The organism is Cohaesibacter sp. CAU 1516 (assembly GCF_005771485.1).
GTDB classification, from domain to species: domain Bacteria; phylum Pseudomonadota; class Alphaproteobacteria; order Rhizobiales; family Cohaesibacteraceae; genus Cohaesibacter; species Cohaesibacter intestini.
This window is the reverse complement of the sequence record NZ_VANT01000006.1, coordinates 150,170-173,630: the sequence shown is the minus strand read 5'-3', so window position 1 is coordinate 173,630 and position 23,461 is coordinate 150,170. Positions and strand designations below refer to the sequence as shown.

At 57.0% G+C, this 23,461-nt stretch carries 22 protein-coding genes; 8 read left to right on the top strand and 14 right to left on the bottom strand.

Annotated features, from left to right (window positions below; translation table 11 throughout):
• Nucleotides 1-12 precede the first annotated feature (12 nt).
• The 5 genes from nifV (at nucleotide 13) to FDK21_RS15695 (ending at nucleotide 3,926) form a co-directional block, all read left to right on the top strand.
• Nucleotides 13-1,155, top strand: a complete 1,143-nt coding sequence (nifV, locus tag FDK21_RS15715) for a homocitrate synthase (RefSeq protein WP_138149702.1) — start codon at nucleotides 13-15, stop codon at nucleotides 1,153-1,155.
• Between the two features lie 25 nt (nucleotides 1,156-1,180).
• Nucleotides 1,181-1,495, top strand: a complete 315-nt coding sequence (locus FDK21_RS15710) for a nitrogenase-stabilizing/protective protein NifW (protein WP_114011030.1) — start codon at nucleotides 1,181-1,183, stop codon at nucleotides 1,493-1,495.
• On the top strand, nucleotides 1,492-1,983 hold the full coding sequence (locus FDK21_RS15705) for a nitrogen fixation protein NifZ (RefSeq protein WP_114011029.1): 492 nt from the start codon (nucleotides 1,492-1,494) through the stop codon (nucleotides 1,981-1,983). The genes FDK21_RS15710 and FDK21_RS15705 overlap by 4 nt, the downstream gene beginning before the upstream one ends.
• The gene (gene nifM / locus FDK21_RS15700) at nucleotides 1,973-2,857 is read left to right on the top strand and encodes a nitrogen fixation protein NifM (RefSeq protein ID WP_138149700.1); all 885 of its coding nucleotides are present in this window, start codon (nucleotides 1,973-1,975) and stop codon (nucleotides 2,855-2,857) included. The genes FDK21_RS15705 and nifM overlap by 11 nt, the downstream gene beginning before the upstream one ends.
• A gap of 127 nt (nucleotides 2,858-2,984) precedes the next feature.
• Nucleotides 2,985-3,926 carry an AraC family transcriptional regulator gene (locus tag FDK21_RS15695; protein ID WP_171022119.1) on the top strand — a complete coding sequence of 314 codons (942 nt, stop codon included), beginning with the start codon at nucleotides 2,985-2,987 and terminating at the stop codon, nucleotides 3,924-3,926.
• Between the two features lie 59 nt (nucleotides 3,927-3,985).
• On the opposite strand, the gene xylB is transcribed toward FDK21_RS15695, so the two are convergent.
• From xylB to FDK21_RS15670, 5 genes are all read right to left on the bottom strand, one after another.
• Complete coding sequence (gene xylB / locus FDK21_RS15690) at nucleotides 3,986-5,485, bottom strand: xylulokinase (protein ID WP_138149696.1); 1,500 nt, start codon at nucleotides 5,483-5,485, stop codon at nucleotides 3,986-3,988.
• Nucleotides 5,486-5,643: 158 nt separating this feature from the next.
• Nucleotides 5,644-7,113, bottom strand: a complete 1,470-nt coding sequence (locus FDK21_RS15685; RefSeq protein WP_138149694.1) for a mannitol dehydrogenase family protein — start codon at nucleotides 7,111-7,113, stop codon at nucleotides 5,644-5,646.
• Nucleotides 7,114-7,134: 21 nt separating this feature from the next.
• On the bottom strand, nucleotides 7,135-8,136 hold the full coding sequence (locus FDK21_RS15680) for an ABC transporter permease (protein ID WP_114011024.1): 1,002 nt from the start codon (nucleotides 8,134-8,136) through the stop codon (nucleotides 7,135-7,137).
• A 49-nt stretch (nucleotides 8,137-8,185) separates the two neighbouring features.
• Nucleotides 8,186-9,682 (bottom strand): sugar ABC transporter ATP-binding protein, encoded by a 1,497-nt coding sequence (locus FDK21_RS15675; protein WP_138149692.1) that lies wholly within the window; start codon nucleotides 9,680-9,682, stop codon nucleotides 8,186-8,188.
• Between the two features lie 68 nt (nucleotides 9,683-9,750).
• Nucleotides 9,751-10,734 carry a substrate-binding domain-containing protein gene (locus tag FDK21_RS15670; protein WP_210238808.1) on the bottom strand — a complete coding sequence of 328 codons (984 nt, stop codon included), beginning with the start codon at nucleotides 10,732-10,734 and terminating at the stop codon, nucleotides 9,751-9,753.
• A gap of 475 nt (nucleotides 10,735-11,209) precedes the next feature.
• Between FDK21_RS15670 and FDK21_RS15665 the strand changes: the two genes are divergently transcribed.
• Nucleotides 11,210-12,100 (top strand): NAD(P)-dependent oxidoreductase, encoded by an 891-nt coding sequence (locus tag FDK21_RS15665; protein WP_138149690.1) that lies wholly within the window; start codon nucleotides 11,210-11,212, stop codon nucleotides 12,098-12,100.
• A gap of 54 nt (nucleotides 12,101-12,154) precedes the next feature.
• On the opposite strand, the gene FDK21_RS15660 is transcribed toward FDK21_RS15665, so the two are convergent.
• From FDK21_RS15660 to FDK21_RS15620, 9 genes are all read right to left on the bottom strand, one after another.
• A complete protein-coding gene (locus tag FDK21_RS15660; protein ID WP_138149688.1) occupies nucleotides 12,155-13,141 on the bottom strand; it encodes a D-2-hydroxyacid dehydrogenase family protein in 987 nt (328 codons plus the stop codon).
• An 82-nt stretch (nucleotides 13,142-13,223) separates the two neighbouring features.
• Nucleotides 13,224-14,231, bottom strand: coding sequence for a hypothetical protein (locus FDK21_RS15655; RefSeq protein WP_138149686.1), 1,008 nt, complete (start codon nucleotides 14,229-14,231; stop codon nucleotides 13,224-13,226).
• Nucleotides 14,228-14,935 (bottom strand): ABC transporter ATP-binding protein, encoded by a 708-nt coding sequence (locus FDK21_RS15650; RefSeq protein ID WP_138149684.1) that lies wholly within the window; start codon nucleotides 14,933-14,935, stop codon nucleotides 14,228-14,230. The genes FDK21_RS15655 and FDK21_RS15650 overlap by 4 nt, the downstream gene beginning before the upstream one ends.
• Nucleotides 14,932-16,080, bottom strand: coding sequence for an FtsX-like permease family protein (locus tag FDK21_RS15645; RefSeq protein WP_138149682.1), 1,149 nt, complete (start codon nucleotides 16,078-16,080; stop codon nucleotides 14,932-14,934). Before FDK21_RS15645 ends, FDK21_RS15650 begins: the two co-directional genes overlap by 4 nt.
• Nucleotides 16,077-16,400 (bottom strand): hypothetical protein, encoded by a 324-nt coding sequence (locus tag FDK21_RS15640; RefSeq protein WP_138149680.1) that lies wholly within the window; start codon nucleotides 16,398-16,400, stop codon nucleotides 16,077-16,079. The genes FDK21_RS15645 and FDK21_RS15640 overlap by 4 nt, the downstream gene beginning before the upstream one ends.
• Entirely contained in the window at nucleotides 16,397-16,936 is a 540-nt protein-coding gene (locus FDK21_RS15635) for a nitrous oxide reductase accessory protein NosL (RefSeq protein WP_114011016.1), read from the bottom strand. The genes FDK21_RS15640 and FDK21_RS15635 overlap by 4 nt, the downstream gene beginning before the upstream one ends.
• Before the next feature lie 106 nt (nucleotides 16,937-17,042).
• Entirely contained in the window at nucleotides 17,043-17,666 is a 624-nt protein-coding gene (locus FDK21_RS15630; RefSeq protein WP_138149678.1) for a twin-arginine translocation pathway signal protein, read from the bottom strand.
• A 133-nt stretch (nucleotides 17,667-17,799) separates the two neighbouring features.
• Nucleotides 17,800-18,204, bottom strand: coding sequence for a hypothetical protein (locus tag FDK21_RS15625; RefSeq protein WP_138149676.1), 405 nt, complete (start codon nucleotides 18,202-18,204; stop codon nucleotides 17,800-17,802).
• Nucleotides 18,205-18,367: 163 nt separating this feature from the next.
• Nucleotides 18,368-18,781 (bottom strand): cytochrome c, encoded by a 414-nt coding sequence (locus FDK21_RS15620; protein ID WP_138149673.1) that lies wholly within the window; start codon nucleotides 18,779-18,781, stop codon nucleotides 18,368-18,370.
• A 226-nt stretch (nucleotides 18,782-19,007) separates the two neighbouring features.
• Between FDK21_RS15620 and FDK21_RS15615 the strand changes: the two genes are divergently transcribed.
• Nucleotides 19,008-20,348 carry a hypothetical protein gene (locus FDK21_RS15615; RefSeq protein ID WP_138149671.1) on the top strand — a complete coding sequence of 447 codons (1,341 nt, stop codon included), beginning with the start codon at nucleotides 19,008-19,010 and terminating at the stop codon, nucleotides 20,346-20,348.
• A gap of 2 nt (nucleotides 20,349-20,350) precedes the next feature.
• A complete protein-coding gene (locus tag FDK21_RS15610; RefSeq protein ID WP_138149669.1) occupies nucleotides 20,351-23,443 on the top strand; it encodes an efflux RND transporter permease subunit in 3,093 nt (1,030 codons plus the stop codon).
• The last annotated feature ends 18 nt before the right edge of the window (nucleotides 23,444-23,461 follow it).

The window sequence follows — 23,461 nt, the reverse complement described above, 5'->3', positions numbered from 1 at the left end:
GGAGTGTTTGCCATGGGCAAGAAACGGACAATCGTCATTGATGACACCACCCTGCGCGACGGGGAACAGTCGGCAGGCGTTGCTTTCACTCAGCGGGAAAAATGCGACATTGCCCGCAATCTGGCCGCCGCCGGGGTGCCGGAATTGGAGATCGGCATTCCGGCGATGGGGCTAGAAGAGCAAGAGACCATTCGCGCGATCACATCACTCAATTTGGATATCCGCACCATTGTCTGGTGCAGGATGTGCGAAGCGGATCTGCAGGCCGCCAAGGGGCTCGGGGTGCAAATGATCGATCTGTCTATCCCGATGTCCGATCAGCAGATCAAGCACAAGCTGCAACGGGACCGCGACCATGTATTGACCCAGATTGCCCGGATGGTGCCGATGGCGCTCGATGCAGGCTTTGAAGTGCTGGTGGGGGGTGAGGATTCCTCCCGTGCTGATCTTGATTTTGTGTTGTCGGTGCTGGATGTGGCTCAAGCCGCAGGCGCTCAGCGATTCCGCTTCGCCGATACGGTCGGGATTCTCGAACCCTTTGGCACCGCGGAGATTTTTCGTACGCTGCGGCAGAATAGTGATCTGGAGCTGGAAATGCATGCCCATGATGATTACGGGCTGGCAACGGCCAACAGTCTGGCTGCCGCGCTCGGTGGTGCGACCCATGTCAACACCACGGTGAACGGCCTTGGGGAGCGGGCGGGCAATGCATCGCTGGAAGAGTTTGTCGCCTCAGCAGCCAGCCTTTACGGCTTTGAGACAGGCGTCGATCAACGGCGCTTTCACGCCTTGTCGGAGTTGGTGGCAACGGCCTCGGGCAGGCCGGTTCCACATCAGAAAAGCCTGGTCGGGTCCTGTGTCTTTACCCATGAGAGCGGCATTCATGTCGACGGATTGGTCAAGGATCCCAAAAATTACCAGGGCCTCGATCCGCTGACGCTGGGGCGTCAGCATGAATTGGTGCTCGGCAAACATTCCGGCACGCGGGCGGTGCTGCATGTTTATCAAAAGCTGGGGCTGACCCTGTCGGTGGCCGAAGCGTTGGAGATCCTGACCCGGGTGCGGCGCTTTGCGGAAATCTACAAAAGGTCGCCGAACGAGGCAGATCTGTTGGCTTTTCACCGTGATCTGGCTAGCGAAGGGCGTGCCGCCTAGGCTGGACAACAGACAGGAGAACCCGATGAGAAATGAAGAAATTGAAGCGGATCTGGTGGATCTGTCGAGTGCAGAGGAGTTTCTGGACTATTTCGACATTGCCTATGATCCCCATGTCGTGACAGTCAATCGTCTGCATATCCTGCAGCGCTTCCATGACTATCTCACTTTGGACCGGGATGGGCCGGTTTCTGGCGAAGCCTGGTGGGATTATTATACTCGTCAGCTCGGCCTTGCTTATCAAGACTTCGTCCAATCCGATGCCCAGACCGAGAAGGTGTTCAAGGTCTTCAAGGCGTCGCAACCTGCTTTTGTTCCGTTGGAGGAGTTGTTGAAATGAGTGCCGTTGCTCTGCCGCCTCCGCGCTTTGATTATGGTGATGTCGTGCGCGTCCTGCGCAATGTGCGCAATGACGGCACTTATCCGGGTGAAAAGACCGGCACCTTGCTGATCCGGCGCGGCTCAACCGGGGTGGTGCGTGATGTGGGCACTTTCCTGCAGGATCAGGTGATCTATACGGTGCATTTCACCGATGAAGACCGGATTGTTGGCTGTCGCGATCGGGAATTGCTATCGATTGAAGAGGACTGGACACCAAGCCGTTATGAATATGGCGAAGTGGTAACGGCACGTCTGGCGCTTGGCATCAAGGGCAACGTGATCGTGGAGGAGGGGGCGAAAGGGGAAATTCTGAAAGTGCTGCGTGACGCGGCGACGCTTGAGGCGGTCGGATCCGTGGCCTATCACGTGCGTTTCCCTGGCCGGACGCTCTTGGTGCCGGAAAGTGCGCTTGAGGATTGTGTGGTTGGAGACGGGCATGATTGGTGACTGTGTGATTGGCGATGGCATGTATCGGGCGGACAAGAATGAGGCAGGTGTCTTTTCCCATCACTTGATGCGGGCGGCCTTGTCTGCCTTTGAGTGCCGGTTCGATCAGTTGAGCGAAGAGCAGCAGCAAGTGATCGAGAAAACGGCTCAAAAAGCCATGGCCATCGAAAGCACCGTTCTATCGAGCCGGGAAGCATGGGATGTTTTTCTGTCTGAAAAGGTGATCGATGAAGCCGTTGAGAGCGTTCGGGCCCGCTATGACAGTGCATTGGATTTTGAGCAGGATCTGCTGGCAAACGGGCTGGATTTGCAAATCCTGAGACTGGCACTGGCGCGCGAATTGTGGGTGGACGCGGTTCTGGGCAAGGTGGTGCAGGATGTGCCGACCCCATGCGACGCGGAGGCCAAGCGCTGGTATGACAGCCATCAAGAGCGGTTTCTGATGCCCGAAACCCGAGCGGTCCGCCATATTCTGATCACCGTCAACGAGGCGCTCGCCGACAATGTCCGCGGCAAGGCCCGGTTGAAGATCGAAGCCATCCGCGATCAACTGGATGGCTCGGTGCCGCAGTTCGAACAGTTTGCCAAACAGCATTCGGAATGTCCGACGGCGCTTGACGGCGGACGGCTTGGATCTGTGCCACGCGGCAAGCTTTACAGCCTTCTCGACGAGACTCTTTTTATGATGGATGAAGGAACGCTCAGCGGCGTTCTGGAGAGCGAAATGGGCTTTCACATCTTGCTGTGCGAGGATATCCAGCACGGGCATGTCGTTCCCTTTGCCAGAGTGCGGCAAAGGATTATTGACCATTTGACAGCCGCAAGGTGCCATGGTGCCCAGCGGCAATGGATCGAGGGGCTGGCCGTCTCGTAATCGCCCCGATGGGACCGTGCTGCAAAGCGACTTAAATCAATGCATCTGCTTGCCGATTTGGCTAGATGAAGATCGGTTTTCCCGTCAGGGGAAGCGGTTGGAATGCGCCGGTCGTCAGGAGGTGGTGTTGCTGAAGAATGTCGACGTCACAACAAATCTGGTCAGGGAAGTCATTGTTGCGCCACTGGATCGCAGCGTGCTTGCCTTCTCGCACAATTATCCCTATCCCTTCACCGGCTGGCACTATCACCCGGAATATGAAATCCACATCATCCGGCGCAGCACCGGGTCCTATTTTGTCGGCACCCATGCGGGGCGCTTCGAGCCGGGCAATCTGGTGTTGATGGGACCCAACCTGCCGCATATGTGGGTGTCCGATGCGGCCTGCAGTGAGCGCGAAGACAGCCTGTTCATCGAAAATCGCGACATGGTGCTGCAATTTTCCGAGGCCTTTTCGAAAAATTGCATCGGCGATTTCGAGGGGACAAAAGAGTTCGAGTTTCTGCTGCATCAATCCCGCTCGGGCATCGAGTTCACCATGGAAACGTCCCAGATCGTGCAGGATTTGCTGCAGCGTCTGATCAATATGTCTGGTCTGTCGCGTCTTGCGTTGTTTTTCGAGATTTTTGCCGTGCTGGCTGCCGACAAGGATCGCCGGTTGCTGGGCGAAGCTATGCCGGAAATTCCGCTGGAACATACCGAGCGGATCGACGCGATTTTGGAGTATATTGCGGAAAATTTTAACCGCCCGGACCTGACCTGCGGCTTGCTGGCGGAGCGGGAGCGGATGCCATTTTCGACCTTCTCGCGGTTTTTCGCCAAGAGTCTGAATTGCTCCTGTCAGGAATATATCAATCGGCTGAGGATCTATAAGGCCTGCCAGTTGCTGATTGAAACCCGCATCCCGATCACCTCGATCAGCTATGATGTGGGCTTCGATGTGCTCTCGACCTTCAACCGCAATTTCATCCGCTATATCGGCGTCGCGCCGCGGGATTTTCGGCTCAAGCGTGGCTTTGACTGGACCATCGAGCCGGGTCAACCCCTTTCTTCCTCAACCAATCGCTGAAACAAAAGCGCCGGCAGTTGCGGGCTGCCGGCGCTTTGCTTGTTGCCTTATCTGCCTGCTTAGTCAGAAGAGAGGCCGTGCAAGGTCATTAAGGCCTCGCCATAGCGTTGCATGGCTGCCTCATAGGCGGCCCGACGGGATGTGTCGGGTTTGGTGGTTTTCTCAGCATCCACGGCAATGCAGCGTTCGGCAATGTCCGAAAGGCTCTCGGGTTGGCCGTTTGCCTTCTTGATTGCCCACATGGCCTGCAATGCACCGCCAAGGCAGCCAGCTTCCTCGCCCAGTGGCACGACAATTTCAGCCCCTGTTGCGTCCGCCATCAGCTGACGCCACGGCGCGCTTTTGGCGCCCCCGCCAACAAGGAAGATCCGCTCGGCCTTGCGGCCATTGAGGATGCGTTTCATGCCGCCAATCACCCCGAAACTGACCCCTTCAACCATCGCACGGGTCAGGTTTTCCATGCTCATATTGTCGCTGCGCAGGCCGAGCAGGCTGCCGGTTGCGGTGGGCAGGTCCGGGGTGCGCTCGCCATTGAGATAGGGCAGCAAGGTGAGGCCGCCTGCGCCCGGTTCGGTTGCCAGCAGGGCATCGGAGAGGAAGTTGATATCCTTGTCAAAGGCATGGACCATGCCGGTGGTGACATTGGTGGCATTCATCGTGCAAATGAGGGGCAGCCAACCGCCGGAGCTGGAGCAGAAGGGCGCAGCCCAATCCTTGTCATCAATCACCGGCTGGTCGGAATAGCAATAGGCGGTGGCCGAGGTGCCAAGGCTGATGGTCACCACACCGGGGCGGACATTGCCCGTGCCGATGGCGCCCATCATATTGTCGCCACCCCCTGCCGAGACCTGACAGTTGGTGGAAAGGCCCAAGGCCTCTGCTGCAGCGTCGGTCAGAGGGCCAACCAGTGCGTCGGCAGCGACCAATTCTGGCAAGGCGCGTTCCAGCAAACCCGTGCCGCCGTCAATCAGGGCCAGCGGTTCTGCTGCCCAGCTGCGGCTGCGGATATCAAAGAAACCGGTGCCCGATGCATCGCCATATTCGGCAACACGGCGACCGGTCAGCCAGAAATTGAGATAGTCGTGAGGCAGCAGGATGGACGCGATTTTGGCGAAATTGTCTGGCTCATTGTCTTTGAGCCAAAGCAGCTTGGAGATGGTGTAACCGGTGCGCGGTACGATGCCGAGCTTTCTGGTCCAGCTGGCGCGACCGCCAAAGGCTTCAATCAGTGCTTCATTCTGAGGGGCGGTTTCGGTGTCATTCCACAATTTGGCGGCGCGGATGGGCTGGGCCGCATCATCGAGCACCACAAGGCCATGCTGCTGGCCGGAAATGCCAAGGGCTGTCACTGCGCTCCCGTCGATATCGGCATCCTTGATTGCGCCCCTGACGGCGGTGATCATGGCATCGATCCACCATTGGGGCTGTTGTTCCCGTGCCCCGTTGGCCTGCTCGATCAGGTCATGGGCAGCCTGTCCTCGCCCGAGCGTGTTACCGTCTTCATCGATGATCTGCGCTTTGGTTCCCTGCGTGCCGCAGTCAACTCCCAGAAATAGCATGCAATCCTCCTCGCATTTCCTCCCAACTGATGGCAAAGGCCGATAGGCCACCACACCCGTCTGTTATCAAACGGGTGTGGCGGACATGGGATCCGGGTAGCGAAACTTGGGAGGGTCGTTTGCGTCTCAAAATGCGCGAAACCACCACCCGGAAAAGATCAGGAGAAGCGGCGAACCGTCTCCAGAGCGCCAACGGTGTGCAGCGAATCCAGCGCCTGACGATAGGCACTGACAAAGCGCGGCTGATCCACCAGATCACCAAAGACCTCGCGGTTTTCAATGAAGGCAATATCATTGTCGTTGTTATGGGACGCAATTTCCATCAGTTCGTCCTTCAGCCGGTCGACGATTTCGATGGGTGCTCCTTGCTCATCCTTGCCCTCGGCATAGCGGGCCCAACTGGCCACGACTGCCGCAGAACGGGAGATATCGCCGCCTTTTTCGAGTTCGGCATGCACCACAGGCAGCAACCATTTGGGAATGCGGTCGGAACTTTCGGCGCACAGACGCGCCAATGTGTCGCGGACTTCCGGGTTGGAAAAGCGCTCGATGAGCGTGTGGCGATAGGCATCGAGGTCGATGCCCGGCACCGGAGACAGGGTCGGGGTGGCCTCGATTTCCATATAATTGAGCAGGAAGGTCGCGAAAATCGGATCGCCTGCCACTTCATGGGCATAGCGCCGCCCGGCGAGATAGCCGAAATAGGTCAGGGCCTGATGGCTGGCATTGAGCAGGCGCAGCTTCATCAACTCATAGGGGACGACATCTTCGACCATTTGCACGCCGACCTTTTCATAGGCGGGGCGGCCTTGGGGGAAGTGATCTTCCACCACCCATTGGGTGAAGGGTTCGCAGACCACGGGCCATGCATCGACAATGCCAAACCGTTTTTCAAGCTCGGTGATGTCCTCGGGCGCAGTGACCGGGGTGATGCGGTCGACCATGGCATTGGGGAAGGCGACATTGGCATCGATCCATGCGCCGAGCTCCGCATCCTTGGCCTTGGCAAAGGCGCAGACCATTTCTTTGGCGACATCGCCGTTGCTCTGGATATTGTCGCAGCTCGACACGGTGAAGGGGGCGATGCCCCGCTCGCGACGGCGGCGGAGCGCCTCGGTGACATAACCAAAGACCGTGATCGGGGTGGCCCCTTCGGCCAGTTCCTTGACGACGTCCGGATTGTCGAGATTGAACTTGCCGGTCACGTGATGGAAATTGTAGCCGCCTTCGGTGATGGTCAGCGAGACGATGCGCACCTCTTGCGATGCCATCAATTCGATCACAGCTTCCGGGTCATCGGGCGCATATTTGAAATCAAGGATCGAACCGATGACGCTGGCTTCATAGCGTCCGTGGGGATTCTTGACCATCAGGCTGTAAAGACAATCCTGACTTTTCAGCGCGTCGCGGATGCGCATGTCGCCGGGCATGACGCCAACGCCGCAAATGCCCCAATCGAGCGCTTCGCCGCGATTCATCAGCTGGTCGAGATACATCGCCTGATGGGCGCGGTGGAAGCCGCCGACCCCGAAATGCACGATGCCGATGGTGGCTTTTGCGCGGTCATAGGTTGGGCGGATCACGCCTTCGGGTAGCGCTGCAAGCGTGGTGTTGTTGAGTTTTGTCATGTTCGAACCCTCCTCAATGGGTTATGAGCGGGTGGAGTAGAGAAGCCGCAGCTTGAGGCTTTCAAGCAGCACGGCGAGAATGATGATGACCCCCTTGACGACCTGCTGGTTGTAGCCGGGAATGTTGAGCAGATTCATCACGTTGGAGATCACCGACAGGATCAGGGCACCGATCAGGGTGTCCAGCACCCGACCCCGGCCACCAGACAGGCTGGCACCGCCCACCACGACTGCCGCGATGGCGTCGAGCTCAAAGCCAAGGGCGAGAATGGGCGAGCCGACCCCGGTTCGGGTCGAGGCGATGATCCCGGCAATGGCGCAGGCAAAGCCGGATAGCACATAGACGCCGAACTTGTAGCGTTCGACCCGAATGCCGGCAAAGCGTGTGGCGATCTCGTTCGACCCGATCGAGATGACCAGCCGGCCAAAGACGGTCTTGCCATAGAGAAACAGGGCGACGATGAAGCAGGCCAGCAGCACATAGAGCGTCGAGGGCAGCCCGAACAGCGAGCTGACACCGAAGTCGTTGAAGGTATAGTCGTTGATGAATTGCGGCTGACCTTTGGAGACGATCAGCGCCCCGCCGCGGGCAATGGTCATCACCGCCAATGTCGCTATGAAGGGGGCTACGCGGAAATAGGCGACCAATATGCCGGAAAAAGCGCCAAAGACGGTGCCGATCATCAGGCCGATGGCCAGCGCCGGGACAAGCCCGTAGAGCGGAATGGACAGGGCCACTCCGACCGAGACAATGGCCATCAGCGAGCCGACCGACAGGTCAATGCCGCCGGTCAGAATGACAAACAAGAGGCCAAGAGACACGATGCCAAGCGGCACACACTGGCGCATGATGTTGGCAAAGTTCTGGTAGGTGAAAAAGCGATCCGTCAGGGCCATTGCCACCAGAAGCATGACAATGAAGGCAATCAGGGTCGATTGGTTGAGCAGCAGGCGGGTGATCCTGGTGCGGCTCCAGCCTTCGAACTCTGCGGATGCGCTGCTTTGCGAGGTCAAATTCGTCATGGTTGTTTCACTCCCTTGAGACATGGGCCGTTTGGACACGGACGCCTTCTCATTGGATGCTGCGTTTCGGGATGGCATGGTGCATGATGTTCTCTTCTGTGAGAGCATCGCCCTCAAGCTCGCCGGCCACCTGTCCGTCGCTCATGACATAGACGCGGTGGCACAAACCGATGACTTCGGGCAGTTCAGAAGAGATGACGAGCAGGCCACAGCCATTTTCCGCCAGATTATGGATGAGATTGTAGATTTCGGACTTTGCTCCGACATCGACGCCGCGGGTGGGTTCGTCAAAGATCAGGACGTCGCAGCCGACATTGAGCCACTTGGCCAGCACCACCTTTTGCTGGTTGCCGCCAGACAGGCTGGAAACCGGGTCGCTGAGGCGGCCGAGCTTGATGACCAATTGCTCGCGCAGACGCTGGGTGAGGGACTTTTCCCGACCATTTTGCAAGATGCCGAAGGTGGAAACCCCGGACAGACGCGACATGGTCATATTGACATCGATGCCGATGGGTAGGACGACGCCTTGTTCTTTGCGATTTTCCGGCACGAGGCCGATGCCCTTAGCCACTGCATCCGCCGGATGGGCGACCTTGATGGGCTTGCCTGATTTGAGAATTTCGCCGGATTGGTAGCCGGACAAGCCAAAGATGCATTCGGCGATTTCGGTGCGTCCCGATCCCACCAGACCAGCCAGACCGACCACCTCACCCTTGCGGATATGCAAGTTGATGTCGTCGATCAGACCCCGGCGGGTGAGGTTGCGCACCTCGAGCAGTTTTTCCTCACTGGCCGGTTTCTTTTCCGGGAAGAGGGATTTCAGCTCACGTCCGACCATTGCCTGAATGATATCGGCTTCCGTGCAGGTCTTGGGGTCGAGATCGCGCACGGTCACGCCATCCTTGATGACTGTGATGCCATCGGCGATGCGGAAGATTTCTTCCAGACGGTGCGAGATATAGAGGATGGTGACGCCCTTGGCCTTCAGCTTGTTGAGATTGGCAAAGAGCAGGTCGATTTCCGGGTCGGTCAGAACGGCGGTCGGCTCATCGAGAATGAGGATGTTGACATCCTTGGCCAGCGACTTGGTGATTTCCACCATCTGCTGATAGGCAACCGAGAGATCACCAGCGCGGGTGCGCGGATCAATGGGAAAGCCAAAGGATTTCAGCAACTCGCCCGCACGGGCATTGATGATAGTCCAGTTGATGGTGCTGCGCCCCAGACCCATATCGTCGAGAAAGATATTCTCTGCAACCGACAGGTCCGGCGACAGGGCCAGTTCCTGATGAACGATCCCGACACCCGCCTGCTGGCTCTGTTGCGGATTTTCGAAATGGACGTCGACATTGTCAAGCAGCACCCGCCCGGCATCGCGTCGAATGATCCCCGACAAGATATTCATGAAAGTGGATTTTCCAGCGCCGTTTTCTCCAACGATCGCATGGATGGTGCCTTTGTCGACCCGCAGGTTGAAATCTGAAAGGGCACGGACACCGCCAAAGCGCTTCTTGACACCTTCAACGACAATCGCAGGGTGTGTCATGGATTGATCCTCCCGTCGCTTATCCGGTAACGATCAGGTGGGCAGGGATCTGCCCACCTGTCTAATGGTTAGTAAAGGGAATCAGGGTCGTAATATTCAGTGACGTTGTCTTTGGTGATCAGCAGCGGCGCGATATATTCATAATCGCTGAAGTCGCGTTTGCCGGCCTCATAGCCCTTGATTACTTCGATCACTTTTTCGATCAGCAGTTTGGGGTTGTTGGAGGCGGTTGCCTGTAGTTCGCCCCGTTCGATGGAATCGAGAGCGAATTTGTAACCATCATGGGCAAAGACCTTGACGTCGCCCAATTTGCCAGCGGCTTTGAGCGCGCGAATGGCACCCAGCGCCATGTCATCCATTTCGGAATAGACAGCGTTGATCTTGTCGCCGTGGGCCACAAGGGCGTCTTCCATGGCTTTCAGGCCGCCCTGCTGGTCCCAGTTGCCCCAGCTCTGAGCAAGAATGGTGAAATTGGAAGAGCCATGATCGCGGATCTGGGCTTCCATCACACCGGACATGAAGTTGACGCGGCGGGCTTCGCCGACCAGATTGCCCTGATTGCCGGAAATGACCACCGCGTTGATAGGTGCATCGCCAAACTGTTCGACAGCGAAGTCACCGATCAGGCGGTTGTTGGCGGCATTGTTGGCCATCACACGGGTGACGACCGGGGCGTTGAGCGAGATGTCGCTGTCCAGATCGATGACTGGAATGCCTGCTTTGGTGGCCATGTCAACGATGCGGACACCAGCTGCCGGATCTTGCGGATTGAGCACCAGATAGTCGATGCCCTGAGCAAGCATATCTTCAACGTCAGAGACCTGTTTGTCGAGGTTGCCGGCTGCATCGGTGGTCAGGATTTCATATCCTGCCTCTTCGCCCTTGAGCTTCATATATTCGGTCAGGCCGACAAAGAAGGCACCATTCAGCGTGCGGTTGGAGAAACCGATCTTGAGCGCATCAGCGGCTTGAGCCGCCGTGGAGAGGCCAATGGCGACAGTGGCTGCGGCAAGTAGTGTATTGAAAGATTTGAACAATTTTTCCTCCATCATGGACAGAATGATCTCCAATGACCATGTGGGAGTGTTGACAGAAGACGCTTTGTCCCTCTGCCTCAAAAGCCATTGGAGGAAACCAGAAGGCATAATCCTCCCGACTGATTTCGTGCCGCCTCTTCTACTCTTTTGTCGCAGTTGCTGACTAAGCATTCTCCCATGATCATTGTGCATTATTTCCACTTTGCCCTAGCTGTTGACCCGATCATGACGGGGCATTTGCTGTAAAATGCTTGGGTGGGAGATGCGCCATGGCTTTGGTCCATAATGGCTTAAGGGCCGAAATGACGGACAAAGCGCTGGGGTCGTTTGTCGGGTGGTTGATCCGGGATCTGATAAAAATCTGCAAACTGGAATTTTCCTGCGAATCCTGCATGCTGGTTTGTTGTCACTTTCTACGCCCTGTCGGTCAGACCGCCTTGGCGGCACGGTTTTGTGCGCCCTTTCAGGGACCCATAAAAAGGAGAAACTCATGGCAAAAATCGGATTTCTGGGCCTCGGCCTAATGGGACGCGGCATGGCGGCGTGCCTCTTGAAGGCAGGTCATGAGGTGACGGTGTGGAACCGGTCTTTGGACAAATGCGACGCGCTAGCTGCGTTGGGTGCCAGCGTGGCGCATAATCCTGCAGGGGCTGCGAAAGAGGCTGATATGGTCATTTCCATGGTGGCCGATGATGGTGCCTCGGAGCAGGTCTGGATGGCTGAGGATGGGGCTCTGTCCGCCGCCAAGCCGGGCATGATGGTGGTGGAATGTTCCACGATCTCGCATGTTCATGTGACACGACTTGCAGAAGCCGCCAAAGCCCATGGTGTGCATTATATCGATTGTCCGGTGCTCGGCCCTCCTGCCAGCGCTGCCAGTGGCAGCCTTGTTCTGCTGGTTGGAACCGATGCGGACGTGCTTGCAAGGGCGCGCCCCGTTCTGGAGGTTCTCTCGGAGTCAATTCTGCATTTTGGGGCGGTGGGGACGGGCACCAGCTTCAAGCTGATCAACAATATGCTGGGGGCGGTGCATGTTGCCGCGATCGCCGAGGCCACCCATTTGGCGCACAAGTTGAACCTAGATCCCGACACCTTGGTTGCTGCGGTGGAAAGTGGCCCTTGTGCGAGCCGCCATACAGTACGGATGATCCGCGCCATGGCCCATAACAAACTGTCCGATCAGGCCGGTCTTGCCATCGGTCTGAGGGAGAAGGACACACGTTACTGCATGGCGATGGCCAAGGCGCACGAGACGGGTCTGTCCATCGGCGAGACCGCCTATGGCTGGTATAAGGAGGCTCTGTCCAGTGTCGCAGAAGAGGATGATTCAGCCATGCTGGAGGTGATCACCAAGCATAACGGCTTCGTACCGGAAGCCTGATTGCGTTTTGACCAGAGGCCTGAAATTGGGTTTCGTCAGAGTGGGCAGGATTGCTCAATCGGGCTGCACTTGAGGCCATATTTCAGGGTTGATCATGTGGACAGGTGCCCCGTTGGCATAGGCGTTGATCTGATCAAAGATGTCCGCGAACTGGATATCTAGCTCATCCTCGGTGACAAAACCGATATGCGGAGTGGCAATGAGATTGGGGTGGCAGAGCAGCGGATCATCGGGATCCGTGACAGGCTCCTTGTCGAAGACATCGACAGCGGCCATGCCGGGGCGACCGGCCTTGAGCGCCTCAAGCAGTATATTTGGCAGCATGAGGCCTGAGCGGGACGTGTTGACCAGCAGGGCGTCGGGTTTCATTGCGGCCAGATCATCGGCGGTGATGAGCCCACGTGTCTCAGGCGTCAGGCGCACATGCAGGGACACCACATCGCTGTTGGCAAAAAAGGCCTGCCGGGATGCTGCAACCATTTGACCCTCTTTCAAGGCCCGTGCCCGGCCTTCCTCGGACGCCCACCAAACCACCTTCATGCCGAAGCTTTGGGCATAGTGGGCGACAGCCTTGGCGATCTTGCCATAGCCATACAATCCAAGGGTCCGGTGCCGCAGGCCTTTGCCGACACCCATTTGCCAGTGTCCGGCCTTGAGCGATGCCATTTGCTGGGGCAATTGCCGCATGGCGGACAGAATGAGGGCAAAGGTCAATTCGGCCGCTGCGTAGTTCGGCTCATTGGCGGGCTTTTTCGAGCATAGCAATATGCGCTTTTCGGTCAGGGCTTCGACATCAATATGGGGGTAAGCGCCCCGTTGGCTGATCAGTTTGAGATTGGGCAGTCTTTCGATCAGGGCGCGGGTGATATTTGTTCGCTCCCGGAACAGAACCAACATGTCGGCCTCCCCGAGGCGCTCTGCCAGACGGGCCTCATCCTCGACATGGTCTGTCCAGACCGTCACCTGATGCTGGTCCAGCTTTCCAAAGCATGGCAGCGTTTTCAAGGTGTCGAACCAGTCGTCGAGAATGTGAATCTTCATGATGGCCCCCAGAATGACAGTGCCTGCGAGAACAGGGCGGATAATGTGACATCGCACCTTTGCCTGCACCGGGCAAGGTCATTTAGCCAAAGAGCCGTAGATTGGACGTCCAGATCGCAAAGAGACACAGGGCACCAAAGGTCAGATAGGCGGCGATTGAATATCCGATATAGCGTGAGACAGCTTGCGGCAGGTGAGATGTCAGGCTTGCGGCCCGTGTGGCCTTGATGGGCAAAGACAGAAAGCCCGCTGCCAAGGCGAAACCGGTGCCAATGAACAAGCTGAGATAAAGCCCATAGCCGATAAAGTCATATTCAGGTTTGAGGATGCAGAACGGGCAGTGATGGTGCGGCTGGGCATAAATGTAGGGGGCAATCACCGAGATGATCGCCGTGATGGCCGCTAGAAAATAGAAAGGGCTGACAAAAGCATAGAGGGCAGACAGGCGGGATCGCCACAGCCCAAGCGTTGCCAGCAAGGTCAGGACACCAAGACCGGCATAGAGCAGCCACAAAGCCAACTCGGCATCCATTGATGCCAGCTGGGCTTCAAGGCCGGACACCTCCGGGGTGAAGAGGCGCGAGCAACAGGAGGTGATGACTTCGGTTTCCAGATTGAGGAAATAGGCCAGTTGCAGCCCGGCACTGGCGAGCATCACGGGGGCCAATCCAATCAGGAAGGCATATTTAAAACGGGTGAGGGGATAATCGCGCCCCTTGCCATCCACTTTGTTGAGAATGAGCCAGACAAAGGCCCCGAAAAAGGCTGCCAGTTTGAACAGCAAGGCCGGAAAACCATAGGCGTTGACATTGAGGGTGCCGACCGCACACATGGCGCCGGTGAACATCACCGCCATCCGGTCCGCATTATAGACAAACAGCAACAGGCTGATCAGCTCGATCCCCATGACGAAAGCCAGCGCCGTGGAGACGAGGTAGGTCTTGCGTTCCATCCGGATTTGCTGCGCCAACCCGCTGTCCAGATTCCAACGCTGGAGGATCTGATAGGAAAAATGCGCCGCCCAGAGCAGGATGAGGCTGGAAAGGCTCGCCACCAGCAAGAGCGCCAGAATCGTGCTTTGAAAAATCATGATGGCGCATGTCCCGTCTTGGTTCCGAGCTCGATCTCGACAACGGCCCCATCTTCCATGCTGACAATCCTGTCGACCAACGGGGCCTGCCAAATGCGTGGGTCATGACTGGTCATCAACAGGGTCTTGCCTGCCTGACGCAGCGTGTCCATGGTGGCGAGAAAGTCTGCAGTGAGGGTGGTGTCGAGATTGGCGGTCGGCTCATCAGCAATGAGGATGGCGGGATCGTTGATCAGCGCACGGGCAATGGCGACCCGTTGCGCTTCGCCGCCGGAAAGAAGCTCGGATGGGGCAGAGGCGCGGTGATCAAGTCGCAATTGGGTGAGCAAATCCATCGCTTTTCGCTTGAGTGCTCCATGGTCAAGCCCCAGTGGCAAGGCCGGGGCCATGACATTCTCAAGGGCCGTCATGCCGCGAATGAGATTGAAACGCTGGAAGATGAAGCCGAATGTCTGACGGCGAATGTCGGTCATGAACTTCTCGGGCAACCCGGAAATCAGCTCTCCTTTCAGATGCACGCGACCTGATGTCGGCCGCGCGAGGCAGCCGATCACGCTAAGAAGGGTCGTCTTGCCAGAGCCACTTGGACCCTTGAAGACAGTCGTCTGGTTGAGGGGGAGGGACAGGGAGACAGACTGGACGGCCCGGACCTCGTTTGGCTGGCCGTCATTATAGGACTTGGACACATTTTCAAGTGTGATCATCGCATCACCTGTTCCGGGTCTGTGATGGCGGCCCGCCAGATCGGCACAATGGTGGCGGCCGTGAAGGGCACAATGGTGAAAAAGGCGAGCGTCGCCAATTGCAAGCCATCAATCGCGGGGGGAAGGGTGAAGTCGGGATAGAGCACGCCCCAGCCCTGCAAGACCGGCTTGAGCAATCCAGCGTCAAACAGGAAGACATGAGCATAGGCTGTCAATGTTCCCGTCAGGAAGGACAGGCCGGACAGCAGTGCTGCCTCCCAGACTTTCATCGCCAGAATGTCTCCGGTGTCCCAGCCAATGGCTTTCAATATGCCGATTTCCCGTCTCTCTTCTCCGGACAAACCCGACGCCTTGTCAAAGACGAAAATCGTGAAGGCAATGATCGAGGTGCCGAGCAGGGCCAGCAGCAAGCCTTCGCGCCAGGAGAAAATGGCCTCATAAGTGCGCAACACATCGCTGCGGGTGACGATGCGGGCATCAGGCAGACGATAGGATACTTTTCCCACAATCGTTGCGACTTCACGCTGATTGCGTACGCTGAGGACCAGATCGGTATAGACATCTTGCTGCAGGTTGAAAAACTTGCGGAAGTCCGCTTCGCTGACCAGCACCAGATCAGAGGTGACCAGAGCGCTGTCGCTGGTCAGAATGTCCTTGATGCGCATGACAAGCGGTTTGCCTGTCGGTGAGCTGAGAGCCAGTATGCGCCCTTTTTGGGCCTTGCGCAGACGGGCAACCCCTTCGCCAAGAATGGTTTGGCCTTCCTCCAGCTTGAGGTTTGTTGCGTTCTTGCCCGGCACCATCAGGGTATAATTCGCCTTGGTGCCCCGGTCATAATAGTAACCCCAGAGCCGCCCCTCTGCCGATCGAACGCCGCGGATCTTGCCTATCTTGTCGAGATAGGAGAGGGGCACCAGATCGTGACGCCCCATGACAAGGTGCTGGATGGTGATTTCCGGGGCGTCGGCAAGCATCACAGACGCTTCGCGCCGGATGGCATGGGAGAAGAACATGACGGAGGCGAGGAGAAAAATAACGAGCACATAAACGACAAAGAGAATGGCGTTGCGCCCGAGGCGTCGGCGCATCGCGGCGAGTGTGAAGTCGATCAAGTTCAACTGTCGCCGCAGAGGAGAATGGGTCATGGTCTTAACACTCCCTCGATTGTCATCTGTCCACCAAGCTGTCGCAGATGCTGTGGCGGTCCGACCAGTGAGCCGGTGGGAAAGTGATCAATAGAGACCGGATGATCCTGAAAGGGGGTGTGAAGGTCGGCCATGGTCGGGTGGCGTGTGTAGCGGGCTTCGGTGAACAGCGCGAGATCGCTCAAGCCTAACTGTCGGACCGGGCCGCTTGCATGTTGCTGGCGCATGGGGGACAGGCCGGCATGGAGCAGGGCTGCACCAAGCAGGACCGTCAGGACGCAAAGCAAGGAGACGATGGCGAGGGATGGACGAAGGGTCATTTGAGCCGGAACTCCCCGTTGTCCAGGCCAAGCAGAAGATCCATCGTCACATCCCCAAAGGTCAGGATGCGCTTGCCTTGATGGTCCTTCATGAACTCATCCGCATCATAGCGATCCGGATGGGGCACAAGTTCATGGCCCATCGGTCCCAAAATGTCGGAGCCTATGACATAGAGGGCTTTACGGGCGTCTATCCGCTCGATTGCATAATAGTCCGTTACGCCCACATGCAGGATGTCTTCCCTTTTGCGCCCCGAGGCATATTTGTCCATATCGAGCAGATATTTGAACAGGTCCTTTGCTCCGTCGAAATGGTCGGCATGGCCGTCTTTGTAGAGCACCGTCGCAATCCAGTCTGGATAACGCGCGGGAAACATGCCGCAAACCGGGCAGGCGTCGCGATCATGCGGCATAGGCGTGCCAAAGGGTGTGAAAAGCAGCTCGGAGGCCGATGCCTTTGCTGCGTGCAGCATCATTGGCGCTGACAACCCGGCGGCAATCAGGCTGCGTCTGGTCAGATTGGGTCTTGTGCACATTGGCGCGCTCCCGCGGCAAGAGGATGCGAATAAAGGACAAGCCGTGACGGGGCTCACTCCGCCGTTGGCTTGTCCTCCATTCCATCAAGATGATGGAGGTTGTGGCTTAGTTGGCCTTGTCTTTCATCATCTTCATTTTCTTGGCCATGTGGGCTCGCTTCTCAGCCCGGCGCTTGCGGATCATCAGCGTGTTTTTCGCCATGTCGGAATAAGCCGCTTCCAGCGCCTGTTCGAAAGGCACCACGCGCTCTGCTCCAACCGCAGCAGCCTTGGCCGGGTCGGCATAGGCCCATTTGCGCGTTGCTGACATGGTGCCGGGCTTGGAGGGGTCGAGGGCGTAGTGGGCATCTTCAACCTTGATCAACGGTTTGACCTCGGCGTCTGATCCTGCGTCTCCCACCCAGATGTTTTTGGGTGCACGATCCATATTGAGGCCGATGGACAAGGAGGCGCAATGGATCGAACAGGTGCCCTCGGTCGAGTCATCGTCATACTGAATGAGATGGCGCGAGTGGCTCCATTGTTCACGCACCATGCCGCAATAGGTGCAGCGCGGATATTTCTCGAATTCCTTGTCGGTCGGATCGGGGTCTTTTTGCATATGGCCCGTGACGCCATTCTTGCGGGTCCACTCCCAAGGGGTGACCATCTTGGCAGAGGCGGCGAGGGAGGACAGGGCCAGCGCAACAGGGGCGAGCGCTGCCGAGGTCAAAAGGGTACGACGGTTCATGAGTTGGTCTCTCTTTTCAAAACGGAATGAAGGGAAAGGCAAGACCAACCGCGGGCAATAGCCGACGATGGCTCAATATCTGGCGCATGCGCCCATGGGAAATGGGTGCAGTTGGTCTGGCCTTGCATCAATGTCAGGAAAAGAGAGGAGGACCGCGAGCGAAGTTGGCCTGCGCCAGCCTTGGTGTGCCAATTTGGTCACCGGACTTGAAAGAGACTGTTGTGAAGACCTGCTGTGCCGTCGGCAGAACCGGCTGCTCGCCTTCCAGTGTGGGAGAGGCGACAGCAGAAGAACAGACAGAACAGAGGCTTGGATCAAAGGTTCCAGAGCCCTCGGTCTCGCCCTCAAGGGTGACGAGACCACCGGCAGAACAAATCTGAAGGAAACTATGTGCAACGGACCCGACTTCAACCTGAGCGATCGGGCCGGCGGCTGCGGTCCAGATCGATGTCGCATGAACAATGCCAAAGAACATCTGGCTGATCAGCGCGATCAGCGTGATGCACAGGGCCAACATGTCCTTGCGTATGGATTGCATTGTCAGATCAAGAAGCCGGTTTGGACCGGCTCCCCCTTCATCAGATTTGATTCCGTGTTAGCAAACAGGATGCATCTCTGTGAAGAAATTATACGAAAGTCAAAAATGACAAACATATGCATGGTTATGCTGCGTCATTTTGACCAAGCTGATGGTTCGGCGATCATTTGGGCGCCTTGCCATGCTCTTGACGATAGTGATCGGCATACCATCCCGGGCGATCAAACTGACCGTCATAGATGAATTCTGCGATTTTTGCCGCATCCTCATCGGAGAGTTCGACCGCTGGCATCAAGCCGAACCGACGAATGGCGCCGGGCATGCGGGCGCGGGCCAGACTTGGGTCCTTTGCCCATGCCACAATGGCTTTGGTGAAGGTGGTCTTGTCCGGATAGGCCGAGAGGTAATGGCCCTGAACCGCGAAAATCGGCGGAGCAACACGATCATCTCCCATTTCGTAGCCGCCATGGCAGGCAGCACAATTGTCTTCATAAAGCGCGATGCCGCTCTGTGCGGCGGCGGGGGCTGAAAGGCAGATTGCTGCCAAAAGGGCAACAGGTCCGAGTTTGTTGGTCATATGGTTTGTCCGGTCTCTGGGGTTGGGGTCCTAATATTCATTTATTCGCAATTATTTTATTTTGTCCAGCGCACATGATGCTTTGGGCTGACATTTGATTACAAAGCGATACGCTTCGTTACGCTTTGTATCTTGAGCTAAATTTTCTGTTACAGTATTTTCGAAATAATAAACATGATCGCGGGCACGCGGTTTTCCCTTCCATAGCTGCGCAAAGAGCTTCGATATGAGTATCCTGAAAAAACTCCTGATTGTTCCTCCGGTGGCCCTCGCAATCGGCCTTTTCGTTTTGTCCGGGCAATCGGCCAAATCTCCTCAAGTCGCAACGCAAGGGAAGGAAAAGCCGACGCCGGTCAAAGTCATTGGTGCCAAGCCAATGACGGTTGTCCCGTCCGTGTCGGCCTATGGCAAGGTGCAGCCGGATCGCAAATGGGACGCTGTGGCGCAGGTGGCCGGTCCGGTTATCTGGACGGCAGACAGTCTGAGGGATGGGTTGCTCATTGCGAAAGGCGCAAGCCTTTTGAAAATCGACGAGCGGGAATATGAACTGGCGCTCGCCCAGATCGAGGCCCAGATCGAGGCGTTGAACACCAAAACGGACACAATTGCGGCTTCGTTGAAAATCGAACAACGAGCCTTGGCTCTGCTTGAGGATGATCTGGGCCGAAAGAAATCCCTGCTTTCGCGCGGCTCGACTTCGCAGGCTGGTGTTGATGCTGCAGAACGGGCATTGCTGACTCAAGATGCCAAGGTTCAGACGCTCAAAAGCACCCTGAAGCTCAACGAAGCGGAAGGTAAAGTTCTCCAGCAGCAACGCGAGATCTCGCTGCTCAACCTTAAGCGCACCGAGCTCAAGGCGCCGTTTGATGTGCGATTGTCGTCGGTTGATATTTCGGTGGGCCAATATGTCAATAAAGGGCAGAAGCTGTTTTCAGGAGATGGCATTGCTGTTGCGGAGATTGTCGCACAATTGCCAATCGGGGCGTTGCGTCCCCTGATCGGAAAAGCGGGCGAAGTCGGTGCACCACTCAATGCCTTGTCTTCTCAGCAGGGAGCGGATGCCAACCGTCACAAGGCCATGAAAGCCAAGGTGGTTCTGCATACACCCCGGTCCGACATCATTTGGGAGGCAAGGGTTGACCGCGTGACTGCGGCGATGGATCCCAAAACCCGAACGCGGGGGATCGTGCTGACCGTGCAGGACCCCTATGGGCAGGCCAGCCCGGGGCAGAAACCGCCTCTGGTGACGGATACTGCGGTCGAGGTCATTCTTCAGGGGATGCCGAGAAAGAACATGTTCGCGCTCCCGGCCTCTGCCATTCGCAAGGGCAAGGTGATGGTGGTCGATGCGGAAAAGCGCCTTCGCTTCAAGCCGGTCAAGGTGGCCTATATTCAGGGAGACATCGCCGTTTTGATGTCTGGTCTGGAGCCAAAGGAGAAGGTCATCGTGTCCGATATGCCCGCCCCTGTCGACGGCATGCTGGTGGGACCCAAGCCTGACAAGAAATTGCTCGAACGCGTGATGGCAGAAGCCTCTGGCAAAGCGCCAAGCAAAGGGGCAAAATAATCATGATCCGCTATTTTGCAAAGCATCCCACAGCAGCCAATCTGCTGATGGTCGCAATCCTGCTTGTCGGCGTGCTGGCGCTGCCCAAGCTGCAACGGGATACCTTTCCCATCACTGATCCGACGCAGGTGGAAGTGCGCGTCACCTATCCGGGGGCAACGGCGCTCGATGTGGAAGAGGCGATCTGTTTGCGCGTCGAGGAAGCCCTCGGGGTCATTCCCGACAAGCTGGAACTGACCTGTGAAGCACGGGAAAATCTGGCCATTGGCGTGGTCACGATGATCGAGGGGCGGGACTTCGATACCTTTTACAATGACATCAAGAGCGAAATCGAAGCCATAACCGGCTTCCCGGCCAATGTTGAACGGCCCTCAGTCACCAAGATGGAGCGGACTGCAACCATTTCGACGATTGCCATCACGGGCATCGATGATCCGGGCGGTTTGTTTGCCTATGCCGACAAGGTCCTCTCGCGGGTGATGCGTAACAAGCAGATCGCTCAGGCAACCCTGAAGGGGTTTTCTGATCCGGTGATTGATATTCGCGTGTCCGAAGCCGCGCTGCGGGATCTGGGCATGAGCATCAATGACGTCACGTCTGCCATCAAGGCCCAGAGTGTCGACTTGCCATCGGGTACGTTGGAGACCAAAAGCGGTGATTTGGTTCTGCGCTATGCCGACCAGCGCAGAAAACCGCGCGAATTTGCCAATATCGTCGTCAAAAGCTCGGCCAATGGTGGTGTGGTGCGCCTGAAGGATATTGCAGCATTATCCCGTGCGTTTGAATTTGCCGAAGACAAGGTCACGTTCAACGGCCAGCGTGCCGCGTTGATCGAAATTGCCAAGACCCCCAAACAGGATACCCTGAAGGTCAAGGCGCTGATTGATACCATTCTGGAAAATGAACGGTCCATGGCGCCTCCGGGCGTCAGTCTCAACATCTCTCAGGATGTCTCCCCCAACATTGTGGATCGGTTGCGCATCCTTTCCGAGAATGGCCTTCAGGGTCTGGCGCTCGTCTTTCTGGTGATGTGGCTGTTCTTCTCGCTGCGTTACAGTTTCTGGGTGGCGATGGGGCTGCCGGTTTCCTTTCTCGGGGCCATCTTTGCCATGCAGGGGCTGGGCTATACGCTCAACACCATGACCATGGTCGGGCTGATCGTGTCGACTGGCTTGCTGATGGACGATGCCATCGTCATTTCGGAAAATATCGGCGCGCGTCTCAAAAAGGGCGAAGATGAACTGGATGCGGCGGTGAAAGGCACCTTGCAGGTGTTGCCAAGCGTCATTTCGTCCTTCCTCACGACGATTTTGATTGTCGGCCCATTGGCTCTGATGGCCGGTAAAATCGGGGCGGTGCTCAAGGTCCTGCCGGTGATCCTTGTCATCACGCTGGCAATCAGTCTCATCGAGGCCTTCCTGATTCTGCCGTCCCATCTGTATCATTCTCTCAAAAAACAGGGAGAGAGAAAGCCATCTCGGTTCCACGCCGCCTTTGATCGTGGGTTCGAAGGCTTTCGCAATGGGGTCTTTGGCCGAATGATCGATTGGGCGATATCCTGGCGCTATCTGACCACCGGGCTGATCCTTGCCATGCTGATCCTGTCTTACGGGGCCTTTTCCAGTGGGATGCTGAAATTCCGTTCCTTCCCGAAACTGGAAAGCGATACCATTCAGGCCCGTATTCTGATGCCACAGGGAACGCCGCTTGCGGAGACCGAAGTGGCGGTGCAGCAGGTTGTTGCAGCGCTCAAGAAGGTCAATGACAAGTTCAAACCCCTGCAGAGCGAACAGCGCGATCTGGTCAACAATATTCTGGTCTATTATGGGGTCAATGCAGACTCTCATGAGAAAGGGCCGCATCAGGCGACCATCAGTGCCGACCTGATCCGAGCGCAGAAACGCAAAGGCTCCTTGCAGGAGATGCTTTCGAGTTGGCGGAAACTGACCGGACCTGTACCGGGGAGCCTTGCCATGAAATTCACCGACAAGGAGCGCGGTGTTGCTGGCAATGCCATCGATCTGCGTCTGCGGGGCGGCAATCTGGAGCAAATCAAGAAAGCGGCCGATGATCTAAAGGTCTTTCTCTATGGCTATGACGGAGTTGTCGATGTGCTTGATGATCTGCGTCCTGGCAAGCCTGAATATGTTGTCAAGCTGCATGACGATGCGGGGAGTCTTGGGCTGACGGGCAAGGGCGTGTCAGAAGAATTGCGCTCTATCGTGCAGGGCAATACTGGCCTTGAGGTTCAGACCGGTCGCTATGGTGTTGATGTGCGTGTGCGGCTTGCCGATGGCGCAATTGACAGCCGTGGTGGCATCAATGCGATCTATGTAACCGCCGCGGACGGCTCGAAGGTGCCTCTGGCCACGGTGGCTGATGTCACCGAAAGTCGCGGCTATGCGCGCATCAACCGTGTCGATGGCATGCGTACCGTGTCTGTCATCGGGGCGATCAAGCCCAACATCGTCAATGCGCGTGAATTGATGATGGAGGTGAAGAGCAAGTTCGCTCCGGCCCTGAAGAAGAACTATCCCGGTGTGTCCATGGCCTTCAACGGTCAGGGCAAAGAAGCGTCAACAACGGGCAGCTCCTTGCGGACCAACTTCCTGATTGGCCTTGCCTTTGTCTTTATTCTGCTCAGCTTCCAGTTCAAGAGTTATGTCTTGCCGATCATTGTCCTTGCCGCGATCCCTCTTGGGGCCATCGGCATGGTCCTCGGGCATCTGGCAATGGGACTGGACATCTCCATTCCAAGTCTTGTCGGTCTGGCGACCCTGTCGGGGGTGGTGGTCAACAATTCGATCCTTCTGGTCTCCTTCATACATGGGGAAATGGAAGCCGGGCATGACCCGATGGACGCGACCAAACAGGCCGCAAAAGCCCGCTTCAGAGCCGTGGTGATGACGTCAATGACCACGATTGCCGGGTTGTTGCCATTGCTGGCAGAAAGCAGTACGCAGGCGCAGTTTCTCATCCCGCTCGTCAACAGCCTTGCATTCGGTTTGCTGACGGCCACGGTCCTGTCTCTGTTCCTGGTGCCAAGCCTGTTCGCCATTCTCACGGATTTCGGTTATGGCAAGCCGAAAACGTGAGGGACGGGCAACCCGGCG